This is a genomic window from Pararhizobium sp. IMCC21322, from assembly GCF_030758295.1.
In the GTDB taxonomy this organism is placed as follows: Bacteria; Pseudomonadota; Alphaproteobacteria; order Rhizobiales.
Map to the genome: position 1 here is coordinate 1,847,464 of NZ_CP132335.1, position 14,422 is coordinate 1,861,885.

The window sequence follows — 14,422 nt, forward strand, 5'->3', positions numbered from 1 at the left end:
TATCAACATCATTGGACGAAAAGGAAAGGTCTGGCTTGCAAAGCAATGTTGCCAAGTGACATGCAGCCTCGTTCCCACGTTTGTGCATGAGTGGGCAATTTTATTGACCACTGGTCAGGTGACGCGGTACAATCGAGACAACAAAACGGAGTCACATCAGTCCGGCATGATATTTACAGAAATCTCACACACCCGAACTGCCGACGAGGTGATTCATCAGATTGAAGAACTGGTGTTGCAAGGTGTGTTGAAGCCGGGAGACCGGATACCGGGCGAACGGGCTTTGTCAAAATCCCTGAATGTGTCACGGCCGGTCTTGCGCGATGCTCTGCAAAAGCTCGAAGCGCGCGGGTTGCTGCTAACGCGGCAGGGGGAGGGCAGCGTTGTGGCAGATGTTGTTGGCACTGTGTTTCAGGACCCCATTGTGGACCTCATTCGAAAACATCCCAAAGCAACCGCTGATTACGTTGAATTCCGCCGGCAGATTGAAGGCATCACAGCCGAAATGGCGGCCATTCGCGCAACTGACGCTGATCGCGAGCTTTTGACGCGGCTGATAAATACAATGGCAGAAACCCATGAGTTGCAGGATTTTTCTGCTGAAGCTGAGGTTGATACCGAATTTCATCAGGCAATCGGCGAATGCGCCCACAATATTGTGTTGCTGCATATGCTTCGCTCCTGCTACCGGTTATTGGAACAGGGTGTGTTCATCAACCGCAGTCGCCTGTACAGCCACAATGGCTCGCGCAACGCGCTGTTGGCGCAGCACAAGGCCATCTACGCCAGCATTATGGCGCGTGATCCGCAAGCTGCCCGCAAGGCAGCGGAAGCGCATATGGATTTTGTAGCTGAGGCGGCCAGAGAAGTGGAAACAATTGGCGAGCGGGAAGCAGTTTCCCGCCTGCGGCTTGAACAACACAGCACCCAGAACAAAGTGGAACGCGCTGCGAAAGCAGCCAAAGCAAAGTAGAATATGAGCGTATCAGACCAGAACTCTGCCCCGGAAACAATTACGATCGAAACGCCCAAAAACGTGGCTCTGTTTGTCACCTGCCTGGTTGATCTGTTTCGACCATCGGTTGGATTTGCCAGCGTCAAATTACTGGAAGACGCTGGTTGTACCATCTCTGTACCACCGGCCCAGACATGTTGCGGCCAACCGGCTTACAATTCGGGCGATAAGGCGGATACGCGCGACATTGCCATGCAGGTGATCAAATCATTTGAATCCTATGACGCTGTGGTTGCCCCGTCCGGTTCCTGCGCGGCCATGATCAAAGTACATTATCTGGAACTCTTTGAAGAAGGCTCCGACTGGCATCAGCGCGCCGGCAGGCTGGCCGATAAAACCTTTGAACTGACCAGCTTTCTGACCGACATTTTGGGCCGCAACCCGGTTACGGCGCATTTCGATGGCACTGTCACCTATCACGACAGTTGCTCAGGTTTGCGGGAATTGGGTGTTGAAAAGCAACCGAGACGGCTGCTGGAATCGGTCGACGGATTGACCGTGAAAGAGATGAAAGACAGCGATGTGTGCTGCGGGTTTGGTGGCACATTCTGCATCAAATATCCTGACATCTCCAACGCGATTGTTGAGAAGAAAACTAAAAATATCGATGATACATCCGCCGGAACCCTGCTGGCAGGCGATCTGGGCTGCCTGATGAATATGGCCGGTAAGCTGAAACGCGAAGGCAGCAATGTGGATGTGCGCCACGTGGCTGAGGTACTGGCGGGAATGACCGACGTGCCGCCCATTGGCAAAAGCAAAAATGATAAAAAGGGATAGAGACGATTATGCAGATCACATCCCCATATTTTAAGGAAAAATCCTCAGCCGCCCTGAAAGATGAGAATCTTCAGAAGGCCATGGGCAATGTCGAACGGGGTTTCATCGGCAAACGCGCCAAGGCGGCTGCCAACCTGCCGGAATTTGAGGCGCTGCGGGATCGCTCAAAAGAGATCAAGGACCACGTGCTGGATCATCTGGATCTTTATCTGGAAACCTATGAAGCAAAGGTTCAGGACACAGGTGGCCGCGTCCATTGGGCGGCCGGTGCTCAGGATGCCCGAAACATCATTCTCGACATCTGCAAACGCGCCAACGCCAAGACCGTGACCAAGGGGAAATCCATGATCGCGGAAGAAATCGCGATCAATGAACATCTGGAACGCAACGGCATAGAGCCAATTGAAACCGACCTTGGCGAATATATCATTCAGTTGCGCGGTGAGGCACCGAGCCACATCATCGCGCCAGCTGTACATGTGAACAAGGAGGAGGTTGAGGCGGATTTCAGGCGCACCCACAGGCACTTGCCGCCGGGGCGTAATCTGGAAGACCCGACAAGCCTTTTGTCCGAAGCGCGTTCCGTTCTGCGCGATAAATTCCTGGCAGCCGATGTGGGCATCACCGGAGCCAACTTTCTGGTTGCCGAAACCGGCACGTCAATCATTGTCACCAATGAAGGCAATGGCGATCTCACGCAGATATTGCCCCGCGTCCATATTGTGATCGCATCCATTGAGAAGATCGTTCCAACGCTGGAAGATGTCAGTCAGATTTTGCGCGTTCTGGCACGCTCTGCCACCGGGCAGGACATATCTGTCTATACGACGTTTTCAACCGGACCGCGCCGTGCAGAAGACCCTGACGGACCCGAAGAATATCATGTGGTGCTGCTTGATAATGGCCGTTCAGATATGCTTGGGACCGAGTTTCAGGACATGCTGCGCTGTATCAGATGCGGTGCCTGCATGAACCATTGTCCGGTCTATCACGCTGTTGGCGGCCATTCCTATGGCTGGGTCTATCCCGGCCCTATGGGAGCCGTTCTGACACCAACGCTGATTGGCGTTGAAATGGGCGGTCATCTGCCCAATGCGTCGACCTTTTGTGGGCGCTGTGAAAGTGTCTGCCCGATGCGCATACCCTTGCCGAAAATGATGCGGCATTGGCGGGAGAAGGAATTTGAGCGACACACGACACCAGATAGAATGCGGCGTGGTCTGAGTGTTTGGGCCTGGATGGCCAAACATCCAAAACTCTATCATGCCGGCTCGCGGCTGGCGATTAATCTGCTCGGCTTGATGGGGCGCCGCAAAGGTGCGTTCAAAAAACTGCCACTGGCTGGCGGTTGGACCGAGCATCGTGATTTACCTGCGCCGGAGGGGCAGACCTTCCAGCAGCAATGGGCTGCGCGGCATAGAAACTCCAAACTTGGACAGACCACCTAATGGATCAGGTAAAATGAACAGGCGTAGTGGAACCAGCAATCGTGCAACGCCCAATGGCCGCAGCATCATTTTGGCGAAGATTCGCAAGAATGTTAAAAACATCGACGATCCTGTTCGTGAGGCCAGGGTTGCAGACCGCCTGTCCAGAAGCCCGGTTGGATTGATACCTGCACGCGCGCGCAAACCGCACGCCAAGCAGGTTGATTTGTTTTGTGAGCAGGCCGTCAAGGTTCAGACCACCATCACCCGCATCAACAAGATTGAGGATTTGCCGACAGCGCTTGCAGAGTATTTGCGGGGCAGAAACCTTCCCAAGAAAGTACGCATGGGCCATGCGCCGCTTCTGGAGCAGGCTGGTTGGGACAAGCTTGCCGACCTTGAGATATCGAAAGGGCCATCAGACGGGGACGACCCGGTTGGCCTGTCTCATGCCTTCGCTGGTGTCGCCGAAACCGGAACCTTGATGCTGGAATCGGGAGCAGACAATCCGACCACACTCAATTTCCTGCCGGAAACCCACTGCGTTGTGGTCCGCGCTGCTGACATTTCAGGCGATTATGAAACGGCTTGGGCTACAATTCGTGAAAAGCACGGCAAGGGCAACATGCCGCGCACCGTAAACATGATCACCGGACCGTCTCGCTCCGGCGACATTGAACAGACTATGTTACTGGGTGCCCATGGTCCGCGCGCTTTGCAGATATTCGTTGTAAACGACTAAGCAGCATCAGCGATAAAAAAAGCCGCGACGACCGTTTTTTCAAGACGGTGCATTCGCGACTTTGAAGCGGTTGTTCAGGACTGTTCCTGTCTTACTCGGTTATATTACCTTCCAGATCGAACTGCGCCAGATAGGCGATCACGTTCTCCAGATCATCATCCTTTTTCAAACCTGCAAACGCCATCTTTGTTCCTTTGACGAACTTTCGCGGATTTGCCAGATAAATTGTCAGCGTTTCCACGTCCCAGGTCAATTCAGAGGCCTTCATGGCTTTGGAGTATTTATAGCCCTCAATTATCGCTACTTCACGTCCCACAATACCGTTGAGAACGGGTCCAACACGGTTTTTGGCGTTTGGACCGACAGCATGACAAGCCTTGCATTTCTTGAAAACTTTTTCGCCAGCGTCAACGTCACCTTCGGCCATTGCGCCAAGTGGCATCAGTGCGCTCATCAGCCCTGCGAGAATTATCTTATTCATATATTTCACCTCACTCACTCCAAATGTCCGGCCAGATAGACCGGAGTTATTCGCGCACCCAACTGATTTCTCGAATGTATTACCCTCCGCGTCAACCCCAATGGGTTTTTCCTCGCACGATACAGCTGAATTGTCGCATATACTTGGCTTTCCCAACTGGTAAAAAAAATTGACCAGTTGTGGATTCTCTGTCAAAATCAGGAAAAGCAAGGGAGAAAACCATGGGCACAATTGCAATACCTGAACCGGATAAGGGTATTCTCGCGCGTCGGCAGGAGATCATTCAAAGCCTTCGAAAACTGGTGCCCGGCGAGGGCGTCATCAGCGACGCCACCGAATTGGTTCCCTATGAAACCGATGCCTTTACCGCCTATCGCCGCGTCCCGCTGGCCGTGGTGCTGCCAGAAACAACTGAACAGGTTTCTGCTGTGCTGAAATATTGCAACAAGGCGGGCTTGCCGGTCATTCCCCGTGGTGCCGGAACATCTTTGGCAGGCGGTGCCATTCCGCAGGAAGATGCTGTTGTGATCGGCATTGCCAAAATGAGCCGCGTTCTTGACGTGAATTATAGCAACCGTTCGGCAAGAGTTCAGGCAGGCATCACAAATCTGAACGTTTCCGACCATGTCGGGCCGGACGGATTCTTCTATGCGCCTGATCCATCATCGCAACTGGCCTGCACGATTGCTGGAAATATCGGCATGAATTCAGGCGGCGCTCATTGTCTGAAATATGGCGTCACGACCAACAATCTGCTCGGCGTCAAGATGGTTATGCTGGACGGAACCGTTCTGGATATTGGCGGCGAACATCTGGATGCGCCCGGTTATGATTTGCTTGGCCTTGTATGCGGCTCGGAAGGTCAGATCGGCATCATCACCGAAGCTGTCGTTCGTATCTTGCCGAAGCCAGAAGGCGCGCAACCGGTTTTGTTCGGCTTTGAAACGGCCGAAAGTGCCGGGGCTTGCGTGGCCAGCATTATTGCTGCCGGTCTGGTGCCTGTTGCGATGGAATTCATGGACAAACTGGCCATCGAAATCTGCGAGGCTTTCGCAAAGGCCGGGTATCCGATGGATGTTGAAGCTCTGCTGATCATCGAGGTCGAAGGGTCTGATGCGGAAATGCGCGAGCAACTTGGCAAGATCATTGAAATAGCCAAACAGCACGGTGTGAAGACCATCAAGGAAAGTCAGTCAGCCATGGAGGCTGCCGCCATCTGGAAAGGCCGTAAATCGGCCTTCGGCGCGACAGGGCGGGTTGCTGATTACATCTGCATGGATGGCACCATTCCAACGGGACAACTGCCACATGTGCTCGCTCGCATGACCGAAATCATCGATCATTATGGCCTGCGTGTCGCGAATGTCTTCCATGCCGGAGATGGAAACCTGCATCCCTTGATCCTGTATGATGTCAATGATCCGGCAGAGCGCCAGAAAGCGGAAGATGCCGGCAATGATATTTTGACATTGTGCGTTGAGGTTGGCGGTTGCCTGACCGGTGAGCATGGCGTGGGCATTGAAAAGCGTGATTTGATGCGCGTTCAGTTCACCGAGGAGGATTTGCGTCAGCAAATGCTGGTGCGGGCGGTGTTTGATCCCGCGTGGCAGCTCAATCCCGCCAAGGTGTTCCCGTTGGATGGCCGTGTTTCAGGGCAGGCTGCATGAGCGATTTGAGACCAAACAATGAGACTGAACTTGTCAGCGTGGTCCAGCAGGCGCTGAGCGAAGCAACACCATTGCTTGTTCAGGGTAATGGAAGCAGATCAGGCTTGGGCCGAACGGTGCAGAGCGCCAAGACACTCAGTACATCCAATCTGTCAGGAATTACCTTGCTGGAGCCCGCCGAAATGGTGTTTTCGGCAAAGGCGGGAACACCGGTTTCTGTCGTGGAAGCGGCCCTTGCAGAACATGGTCAGGCCATGACCTTTGAACCCATGGATCATCGGCGGCTTTATGGCACGGACAGTGAGCCAACCATCGGCGCTGTTGCGGCAGGCAACATATCCGGCCCGCGCCGCATTATGGCCGGTGCTGCCAGAGACAGTCTGATCGGTGTGCGTTTGGTGAATGGCAAAGGTGAGTTGATCAAGAATGGCGGCCGGGTCATGAAGAATGTGACCGGACTTGATCTGGTCAAGCTTCTATCCGGTTCCTGGGGCACTTTGGGTGTTCTGAGCGAGGTCACCTTCAAGGTTCTGCCCAAACCCGCGAGCAGCGCCACACTGCAGTTCTCAAATCTTGCTGATGACAAAGCGCTTGCCGCTTTATGCGCGGCCATGAAATCTCAATTTGAGGCCACGGGTACAGCGCATCTGCCAGCTGGAATTGATGGTGAAAAGGCCAAAACGCTGATCCGGCTGGAAGGCTTTGAATCGCAATTGCGCTATCGTCTGGAACAGATGGCGAAACATCTGTCGGAGTTTGGCAAGGCCGAAGAAATCGCCGAAGCCGAAAGCGAAGTCTTGTGGAACAGCATTCGCGATTGCGGTCCGCTGGCAGAGCCATTCGGCCACGCGATCTGGAAAATTTCCGTAGCACCCACAAAGGGTGCCGCCTTTACGGCCCGTTTCACCAGCAAGCATGATGCAAAACACTATTTCGACTGGAGTGGTGGGCTGATCTGGTTGGCAATCGACCCCGAACAATATGCCGATGCCGGAGCGGCTGCATTGCGTGAATTGCTCGCTGAATATGGCGGCCATGCAACCTTGATGCGCGGGCCACCGGAATTGCGCAGTCGTATCGACGTATTTCATCCGCAGCCGGCTCCTGTCATGCGGATCACCGCTGAAATCAAAAACACGTTTGATCCGAAAAACATCTTCAATCCCGGCTTCATGTATTCCGGAGTATAGAGCAAGTATTATGATTGTTGAACCATTTGATGCTCCCTATCGGCCCACCGGCGTGGCAGGCGACGCAGCGCGATGCGGTGCATCGGGCAAGTTGGCTAACTCTGTCCGGTGGGCTGATAGGGAGCACCGAAGGCCGGGTTTGCGCGCCCGCCGGACATCGTTAAACCCCACTTATGGTCATAAAGACCACGGCGTGGAGTGTGCCTTGCCGACATACGCGCAAACCCGGTCAAATGATTTAACAATCACAATACTTGCTCTAAGGCTTAATCATGCAGACAAATTTCACTGAGGCACAGCTTCAGGATCCGCAAGTCGCTTCGTCGGAAAAGATTCTCCGCACTTGCGTGCATTGCGGTTTCTGCACAGCCACATGTCCGACCTATCAATTGCTGGGCGATGAGTTGGACAGTCCACGCGGGCGAATTTATCTGATCAAGGATATGCTGGAAAACGATCGTCCGGCAGATGACAAGGTGGTCAAGCACATTGATCGGTGCCTGTCTTGCCTGTCCTGTATGACGACCTGTCCCTCGGGCGTGAATTACATGCATCTGGTGGATCACGCCCGCTCTCACATTGAAAAGACCTATACGCGTTCCTGGCATCAGCGGCTGATGCGCACGGTACTTGCCAGTATTCTGCCATATCCCGGAAGGTTCCGGATGGCACTGGCCGGGGCCTTCTACGCCAAACCATTTGCCGGATTGTTGAAGAAAGCTGGCGGCCCCTTCAAGCAGATCGGTGCCATGCTTGAACTTGCGCCATCCCGCATTGAAGCGCGCAGCCAACTATCCGCTGGCGATGTGTTTACGCCTGCCAACAAACCGGCCAGACGCGTTGCTTTGCTGACCGGCTGCGCTCAGCCGGTCCTGAACCCTGGTATCAATGAAGCCACTGTCAGCCTGCTTAATCGCGCAGGCGTGGAAATCGTCTTGCCAAAGGGAGAGGGCTGCTGCGGGGCTTTGGTGCATCACATGGGCAAGGATGAGGCAAGCCATCATCAGGCAAAGGCCAATATCGACGCCTGGTGGCGCGAGCTTGAGGGCGACGGCCTGGATGCTATCATCATAACGGCATCAGGCTGCGGCACCACAATAAAAGACTATGGTCATATGCTGCGCGAAGACGCTGATTATGCTGATAAGGCTGCCAGAATTTCAGCATTGGCGAAGGATGTCACCGAGTATCTGTCGGAGATCGAGCTTGGCACGCCCCAGCGCGGGTTTGATCTGACAATCGCCTATCATTCTGCCTGTTCCATGCAACACGGGCAGCAAATCAAGACGCAACCCAAGAAGCTTCTGGAAAGTGCCGGTTTCAAGGTGATGGAAGTTCCTGAGGGGCATCTGTGTTGCGGGTCAGCTGGTGTTTACAACATTTTGCAGCCCGACATCGCGCGGCAATTGCGTGATCGGAAAATCGCCAATATCGAGCGCACCCGGCCTGATATCATTGCCACGGGCAATATTGGCTGCATGACACAGATCGGCAGTGGCACGGATCTGCCAATTTTGCATACTGCTGTTTTGTTGAATTGGGCCTATGGCGGAGAAATGCCGGAAAAACTGCATGAATTGGGCTTTGAAAACACGGCAATCGGGACGGCGAAAAGCCGGGTAAAGGTGCCTTTATTCGAGGCGACAGAATAAAGGCTCGAAACTTTTCAAACACTCTGCTAAACCCGCCAGCAATTGGAAAATAAACAGGAAGCAGCTGAGAGCTTTGTTATGATCGAAGGCAATCAACTAGAAAAAGTCATCAATGTCGGCGCAAGCGACGACGGTAATTTGTCCTACGTGACGCTGCAGGTCGCCGGTGCTGGAAATGTCCGCCTGGTGGTTCCCAAAGAACAGGCCTCCACTTTGCTGTCTGCCGTAATGACGGCCAAGTCGGCTGCGGAAAACAACCGCGCCATCGCATCAGGTGAGAAATCAGGTCAGCGGGCCTTCTCTCCAGCAGGTGCTTTGCCCGTCAAGACGTTTGCCGTGGGTGCAGCTACCAGGTCTGATGGTGAGCGGAGTCTTTTCATCCGCATTGAAATCCCGAATGGCGGTTATGTCGATTTTGGTTTTGATGAGGAACAGGCCCAACATCTGGCCCGCGGTGTGCGCCAGACGCTTGAGCGCCGATAAAGCTTACAGTTTATGTTATAAAAAAACCGGCAGTGCTGAAATGAAAGCACTGCCGGTTTTTGATTTAAGGGTCGGAATTCAGCCCTTAAAGATCACTTTCGCACCAAGTTTGACCCGGTTGTAAGGTCTTCCATATCCTTGTTCAGCATGCGAATGCAGCCCGACGATACAGTGTGACCAGGGGACCAGGGCTCATTGGTGCCACGAATTCGGTAAAGCGTGTCTTTGTTGCCCTGGAAAAGATACGGCGCACGTGCCCCCAGCAGGTTTTTTCGCTCCGCCCTTCATGACAGCCGGCAGGCGACGACCGTTTTTGCGTTCACGCGCAATCATGTCAGCAGGGCGACGCCATGTTGGCCATTCTGCCTTGCGCTTAATATTGACAATACCTGACAATCTGAAACCTTCACGTGCCACTCCAATACCGTACCGAATGGAGCGGCGGTTATATTTGCGCGCTGGTTTGGCTTGACGGGCCGGAAACACGTCGACCTTCATATAAGTCCGCCTTGAAGGATATAAGATTTCCGCGCATGCATGTGAATTGCGCTCTGTTGCATTTGCAGCGCAGAATTTATCACTGAAGAGCCTGATCCCACGCTAAACAAATGCGTTGGCTTGTTTGCGTTGAACCCTTGTCTTAACGCAGTGCATCTGGATTAAGTCCAAACCGGTATTGAAAGGACGCATGCATGACCCAAACTGTTCCCACAACTTTACCCGATGGTTTAATCGAAGGACCGGATGGCCAAATCCGGTGTTGGTGGCATGATAATAAGGAAGATTATCAACTCTATCACGATACGGAGTGGGGCTGGCCGGTTGATGAGGACAGACGCCTGTTTGAAAAAATCTGTCTGGAAGGGTTCCAGTCAGGACTGTCCTGGCTAACAATTTTGCGAAAACGCGAGAATTTCCGGGCAGGCTTCGCCAATTTTCAAATGGAAGAGGTCGCAAAATTTGGTGAGAAGGATGTCGCCCGGCTACTGCAGGATGTCGGCATTGTCCGCCATCAGGGCAAAATCCGCTCCACCATCAACAATGCCGCTCGCGCATTGGAACTGACGTCTGAATTTGGCTCATTGGCAGCTTATTTCTGGGGCTATGAACCAACACCGGATCAGCGCCCCAAAACGCTTGATCATGCCACCGCTCTCACCCTTGGCAAAACCGATATCTCAACCACCATTTCAAAAGATTTGAAAAAGCGGGGTTGGTCATTCGTCGGACCAACCACAGTTTATGCCTTTATGCAGGCCATGGGGCTGGTCAATGATCATCTGGAAGGCTGCGTTTGTCGGGCCACGGTGGAAACGGCGCGCGACGCTTTCAAACGACCAACTGGAAAGTAATCTGCATTTTATCACGGTGCATCCATACTTGCCGCAGTCCGGCCAATGGGTTACGACAACGCTCAAATTTCAAGCGAACCGATTGCGCATCCCATGAGCACGAAACAGAACCGGAAGGCCGTTAAGGTCAAGGCCCGTAAACCACGTGGTTTTGGAGATCGTGAGGTCCAGGAAATCCGTGCGGCCAATGCCATGATGGAGACTATTCGTGGCGTTTATGAACTCTACGGATTTGATCCGGTTGAAACGCCATTGTTCGAGTTTACCGATGCACTTGGCAAGTTTCTGCCCGACACGGATCGTCCCAACGCCGGCGTGTTTTCACTGCAGGATGATGATGAGCAATGGATGAGCCTGCGTTATGATCTGACAGCGCCACTGGCCCGTTTCGTCGCCGAAAACTATCAGGACCTGCCCAAACCCTATCGCAGCTACCGTGCCGGATGGGTGTTCCGTAACGAAAAGCCGGGTCCGGGTCGCTTCCGCCAATTCATGCAATTTGATGCTGATACAGTGGGAACTGCCTCTGTCGCTGCGGATGCTGAAATCTGCATGATGGCGGCGGACACACTAGCCAAACTCGGGCTTAAACAAGGTGGCGCAGAGCGTGACTTTGTCATCTATGTCAACAATCGCAAACTGCTTGATGGCGTCATGGAAAGCGCTGGTCTCACGGGTCCTGAACAGGCCGGAACGCGCTTGTCCGTATTGCGTGCTATCGACAAGCTCGACAAATTCCCCGCAGATGAAGTCAAGAAGCTTCTGGGAAAGGGGCGGATGGACGAAAGCGGCGACTTTACCAACGGCGCCGGTCTTGATGAGGGGCAGATTGATACCATCATGGGCTTTGTTGATTTTCGTACCCTGGAAAGCAGCGAAGCAGAGGCAAACACTGCGACACTGGAAGCCCTTAAAGCATCTGCATTCATGAGCAATGACAGTTTTGCCGCTGGCGTGGATGAACTGGAAACCATAGCAGCGCTGACGCAGGCTGCAGGCTATGACAGCAGCGCCATTGCCATAGCGCCCTACATCGTTCGGGGCCTGGAATACTATACAGGTCCGGTCTATGAGGCGTCGCTCACCTTTGAAGTTGAGAACGAGAAGGGCCAACCCGTACAGTTTGGATCGGTTGCCGGTGGTGGCCGCTATGATGGTCTGGTGGGACGCTTTCGCGGTGAAGCGGTGCCAGCCACAGGCTTTTCAATTGGCGTATCCCGATTGCTGACCGCCCTGCGGCAGAAGAAGCTTCTGTCACAGGGTGAGCAACTCGGACCGGTTGTGGTTCTGGTCATGGATCGCGATCAAATGGTGTCCTATCAGGCCATGACGCGCGAATTGCGCGATGCGGGCATTCGCGCTGAAATGTTTTTGGGCAATCCCAAGAATTTTGGCAAACAATTATCTTATGCGGACAAGCGCAATTCACCCGTCGCCATTATCGAAGGGTCCGATGAGCGCGCAGCTGGCGAGTTGCAGATCAAGGATCTGTTTCTTGGCAAGAAGCTGTCCGCAGACATTACAGACAATGAGCAGTGGCGGTCAGAAAACCCTGGCCAAACAACTGCCAAGCGAGCCGATCTTGTCGCAGCTGTCGCTGCGATCGTGGCAAAGTATCAGCAGGATTAAAGGCGCGTCTCATGTTGCGTGATGAAACAACCAATTCTGCAACCGGTCTGACATTGCAGGCCTTCGATGCGCTTTTTGAGCGCTATCAGTGCGAGCAGATTGAAACTGCTATCCTCCAGAATGCCGATCCCTTTCTGGAAACAGCGGGAGAAGATTTGCGCCGTCGCATGTTTACGACCGTCGGTGGGGCAGGGGAAGAACTGTGCCTGCGACCTGATTTTACCATCCCTGTCTGCTTGCATCATCTGCAATTCAGTACTGGTTTGCCGCGTCGTTATGGCTATCTGGGCCCCGTTTTCCGGCAACGCGAGCAAGGTCTCCATGAGTTTCTGCAGGCCGGTGTCGAGCATTTAGGACGCACGGAAACGCCATATGTGGCGGATGCGGATCTCATGGCGATTGCTGTTGACGCAGCATTGATGCCCGACCCGCAGGCCGTGCTGACACTCAAGCTGGGCGATCCGTCCCTGTTCCATCAATTGCTGATGTCGTTGGAAGTCCCCACAGGTTTGCGCAATCGGTTGATCCGGGCATTTGGCAGAGGCCTTGATGAAGCATCACTCAAGAAAATTCTGTCGCCCACTGAGGCCGAAGATATGGCCTTGCCAGCCGATTTGAAAAAACTGCTGCACGATCCCGAAGCGCTGGAGCAGGCCGTTGCGGATATGATGCTGGCGCAAGGGCTGTCTCTTCATGCAGGCCGCAATGCGCACGATATCGCGGAACGCTATCTGGAAATCTATGGACCTCAGGACATCGGATTGACTGAATCAGACAAGGCGCGGCTGATGAACGTATTGGTGGATTATCTACGTCTGAACGGCCCTGCGCTTGAAATGCCGTCCAGGCTGACTGATTTTGAAGGCCGACATGACGTCGCCTTTGGTGCAAATCTGGTGCAGTTTACCGACCGCCTGTCAGAGTTTTCTGCCAAGGCAGGTGCTTCCATTCCAGCAGATTTTACCTTTGCCTCAGACTTCGCCAGGCCCCTGGATTACTATACGGGCTTTGTATTTGAGCTGTTTGTGAATGGTGCATCCCGTCCAGTTGCAGCTGGGGGGCGGTATGATCGGCTGATGGAAATTCTGGGATCTGAAGACCCGGTTCCCGCTGTTGGTTTTTCATTATGGCTTGATCGCTTGCCGAATTGGGGTGCCAAAAATGGCTGATCTCACAATTGCAATTCCATCAAAGGGCAGGCTGAAGGAGCAATCCGAAGCGGTGTTCAAAAATGCCGGGTTTTCCATTAAAGCGCTTGGCTCTTCCCGTAGCTATTTTGGGCAGCTTGATGGGTTTTCTGATGGGCGCAGTGCGGATATTTCATTTCTGTCGGCAGGCGAGATTGCCCGCGAAACCATGCGCGGTGCCATTCATCTGGGTGTAACGGGTGAAGATCTGGTGCGCGAAACCCTGCGCAATGTGGATGACAAAATTGCGCTTCTGAAGCCGCTTGGTTTCGGACATGCCGACGTTGTCGTTGCCGTTCCCGAAAGCTGGATTGACGTCAATACGATGGAAGATCTGGATGATGTGGCGGCTGGGTACAGACGGAACTATGGCCGTCGTCTAAGGGTGGCAACCAAGTACTGGATGCTGACCCAAAGCTATTTCGCGAGCCATGGTCTGGGTGTTTACCGGATTGTCGAAAGTCTGGGTGCCACTGAGGGAGCGCCTGCTGCTGGTACCGCCGACATTGTTGTCGATATTACCAGCACGGGGTCAACGCTTGTGGCCAATCATCTTAAAATTTTGGCCGATGGCGTGGTTCTGAAATCGCAAGCCAACTTGATTGGATCAAGAACTGCGGCATGGACATCTGCAAGTCTGGAACTTGCGACAGATATTGTGCAGCGTATTGGGGGCGACCCGAAGGTGCTTGCGTCTGCGGTATCTCTCTAAAAGTCTTTTTTCTGAAGAGCATTTCTATATCTCCTGGCAGGACGGCTAGTCCGTCTCTGGGGTTCTGGAAACACCCAACCATTGGCCATTTTGTTATTGTTTTTG

General features: G+C 53.5%; 14 protein-coding genes. 12 read left to right on the forward strand and 2 right to left on the reverse strand.

Annotated features, from left to right (window positions below):
- Nucleotides 1-166: 166 nt before the first annotated feature.
- Genes RAL91_RS08940 through RAL91_RS08955 form a run of 4 tightly spaced genes read left to right on the forward strand, consistent with a single transcriptional unit; the run spans nt 167 to nt 3,964 of the window.
- Entirely contained in the window at nt 167-973 is an 807-nt protein-coding gene (locus tag RAL91_RS08940) for a FadR/GntR family transcriptional regulator (protein ID WP_306261535.1), read from the forward strand.
- Between the two features lie 3 nt (nt 974-976).
- A complete protein-coding gene (locus RAL91_RS08945) occupies nt 977-1,795 on the forward strand; it encodes a (Fe-S)-binding protein (RefSeq protein ID WP_306261537.1) in 819 nt (272 codons plus the stop codon).
- A gap of 8 nt (nt 1,796-1,803) precedes the next feature.
- A complete protein-coding gene (locus RAL91_RS08950; protein ID WP_306261539.1) occupies nt 1,804-3,243 on the forward strand; it encodes a LutB/LldF family L-lactate oxidation iron-sulfur protein in 1,440 nt (479 codons plus the stop codon).
- A 13-nt stretch (nt 3,244-3,256) separates the two neighbouring features.
- Nucleotides 3,257-3,964, forward strand: a complete 708-nt coding sequence (locus RAL91_RS08955; RefSeq protein WP_306261541.1) for an LUD domain-containing protein — start codon at nt 3,257-3,259, stop codon at nt 3,962-3,964.
- A gap of 91 nt (nt 3,965-4,055) precedes the next feature.
- Here RAL91_RS08955 and RAL91_RS08960 read toward each other — a convergent pair whose 3' ends face one another.
- Entirely contained in the window at nt 4,056-4,445 is a 390-nt protein-coding gene (locus RAL91_RS08960; RefSeq protein ID WP_306261543.1) for a cytochrome c family protein, read from the reverse strand.
- Between the two features lie 221 nt (nt 4,446-4,666).
- Between RAL91_RS08960 and RAL91_RS08965 the strand changes: the two genes are divergently transcribed.
- From RAL91_RS08965 to RAL91_RS08980, 4 genes are all read left to right on the forward strand, one after another.
- Nucleotides 4,667-6,112, forward strand: a complete 1,446-nt coding sequence (locus tag RAL91_RS08965; RefSeq protein WP_306261545.1) for an FAD-linked oxidase C-terminal domain-containing protein — start codon at nt 4,667-4,669, stop codon at nt 6,110-6,112.
- Entirely contained in the window at nt 6,109-7,302 is a 1,194-nt protein-coding gene (locus tag RAL91_RS08970) for an FAD-binding protein (protein WP_306261547.1), read from the forward strand. Before RAL91_RS08965 ends, RAL91_RS08970 begins: the two co-directional genes overlap by 4 nt.
- A 272-nt stretch (nt 7,303-7,574) precedes the next feature.
- The gene (gene glcF / locus RAL91_RS08975) at nt 7,575-8,954 is read left to right on the forward strand and encodes a glycolate oxidase subunit GlcF (RefSeq protein WP_306261549.1); all 1,380 of its coding nucleotides are present in this window, start codon (nt 7,575-7,577) and stop codon (nt 8,952-8,954) included.
- A gap of 78 nt (nt 8,955-9,032) precedes the next feature.
- A complete protein-coding gene (locus tag RAL91_RS08980; RefSeq protein WP_306261550.1) occupies nt 9,033-9,437 on the forward strand; it encodes a hypothetical protein in 405 nt (134 codons plus the stop codon).
- Between the two features lie 92 nt (nt 9,438-9,529).
- Here RAL91_RS08980 and RAL91_RS25065 read toward each other — a convergent pair whose 3' ends face one another.
- Nucleotides 9,530-9,703, reverse strand: a complete 174-nt coding sequence (locus tag RAL91_RS25065) for a L,D-transpeptidase (protein ID WP_371932534.1) — start codon at nt 9,701-9,703, stop codon at nt 9,530-9,532.
- A 426-nt stretch (nt 9,704-10,129) separates the two neighbouring features.
- Between RAL91_RS25065 and RAL91_RS08985 the strand changes: the two genes are divergently transcribed.
- The 4 genes from RAL91_RS08985 to hisG all read left to right on the forward strand — a co-directional run bounded on the left by RAL91_RS08985 (nt 10,130) and on the right by hisG (nt 14,317).
- On the forward strand, nt 10,130-10,789 hold the full coding sequence (locus RAL91_RS08985) for a DNA-3-methyladenine glycosylase I (RefSeq protein ID WP_306261551.1): 660 nt from the start codon (nt 10,130-10,132) through the stop codon (nt 10,787-10,789).
- 93 nt (nt 10,790-10,882) lie between these two features.
- Nucleotides 10,883-12,418: a histidine--tRNA ligase gene (gene hisS, locus RAL91_RS08990; protein ID WP_306261553.1), complete on the forward strand. Its 1,536-nt coding sequence runs from the start codon at nt 10,883-10,885 to the stop codon at nt 12,416-12,418.
- Between the two features lie 11 nt (nt 12,419-12,429).
- Complete coding sequence (locus RAL91_RS08995) at nt 12,430-13,587, forward strand: ATP phosphoribosyltransferase regulatory subunit (protein WP_306261555.1); 1,158 nt, start codon at nt 12,430-12,432, stop codon at nt 13,585-13,587.
- Nucleotides 13,580-14,317 (forward strand): ATP phosphoribosyltransferase, encoded by a 738-nt coding sequence (gene hisG, locus RAL91_RS09000; RefSeq protein ID WP_306261557.1) that lies wholly within the window; start codon nt 13,580-13,582, stop codon nt 14,315-14,317. Before RAL91_RS08995 ends, hisG begins: the two co-directional genes overlap by 8 nt.
- The last annotated feature ends 105 nt before the right edge of the window (nt 14,318-14,422 follow it).

Excerpts from the sequence above, each read along its gene's own strand:
- RAL91_RS08940 (WP_306261535.1), top strand. The coding sequence starts at position 167 with ATGATATTTACAGAAATCTCACACACCCGAACTGCCGACGAGGTGATT.
- RAL91_RS08945 (WP_306261537.1), top strand. The coding sequence starts at position 977 with ATGAGCGTATCAGACCAGAACTCTGCCCCGGAAACAATTACGATCGAA.
- RAL91_RS08950 (WP_306261539.1), top strand. The coding sequence starts at position 1,804 with ATGCAGATCACATCCCCATATTTTAAGGAAAAATCCTCAGCCGCCCTG.
- RAL91_RS08955 (WP_306261541.1), top strand. The coding sequence starts at position 3,257 with ATGAACAGGCGTAGTGGAACCAGCAATCGTGCAACGCCCAATGGCCGC.
- RAL91_RS08960 (WP_306261543.1), bottom strand. The coding sequence starts at position 4,445 with ATGAATAAGATAATTCTCGCAGGGCTGATGAGCGCACTGATGCCACTT.
- RAL91_RS08965 (WP_306261545.1), top strand. The coding sequence starts at position 4,667 with ATGGGCACAATTGCAATACCTGAACCGGATAAGGGTATTCTCGCGCGT.
- RAL91_RS08970 (WP_306261547.1), top strand. The coding sequence starts at position 6,109 with ATGAGCGATTTGAGACCAAACAATGAGACTGAACTTGTCAGCGTGGTC.
- glcF (WP_306261549.1), top strand. The coding sequence starts at position 7,575 with ATGCAGACAAATTTCACTGAGGCACAGCTTCAGGATCCGCAAGTCGCT.
- RAL91_RS08980 (WP_306261550.1), top strand. The coding sequence starts at position 9,033 with ATGATCGAAGGCAATCAACTAGAAAAAGTCATCAATGTCGGCGCAAGC.
- RAL91_RS08985 (WP_306261551.1), top strand. The coding sequence starts at position 10,130 with ATGACCCAAACTGTTCCCACAACTTTACCCGATGGTTTAATCGAAGGA.
- hisS (WP_306261553.1), top strand. The coding sequence starts at position 10,883 with ATGAGCACGAAACAGAACCGGAAGGCCGTTAAGGTCAAGGCCCGTAAA.
- RAL91_RS08995 (WP_306261555.1), top strand. The coding sequence starts at position 12,430 with ATGTTGCGTGATGAAACAACCAATTCTGCAACCGGTCTGACATTGCAG.
- hisG (WP_306261557.1), top strand. The coding sequence starts at position 13,580 with ATGGCTGATCTCACAATTGCAATTCCATCAAAGGGCAGGCTGAAGGAG.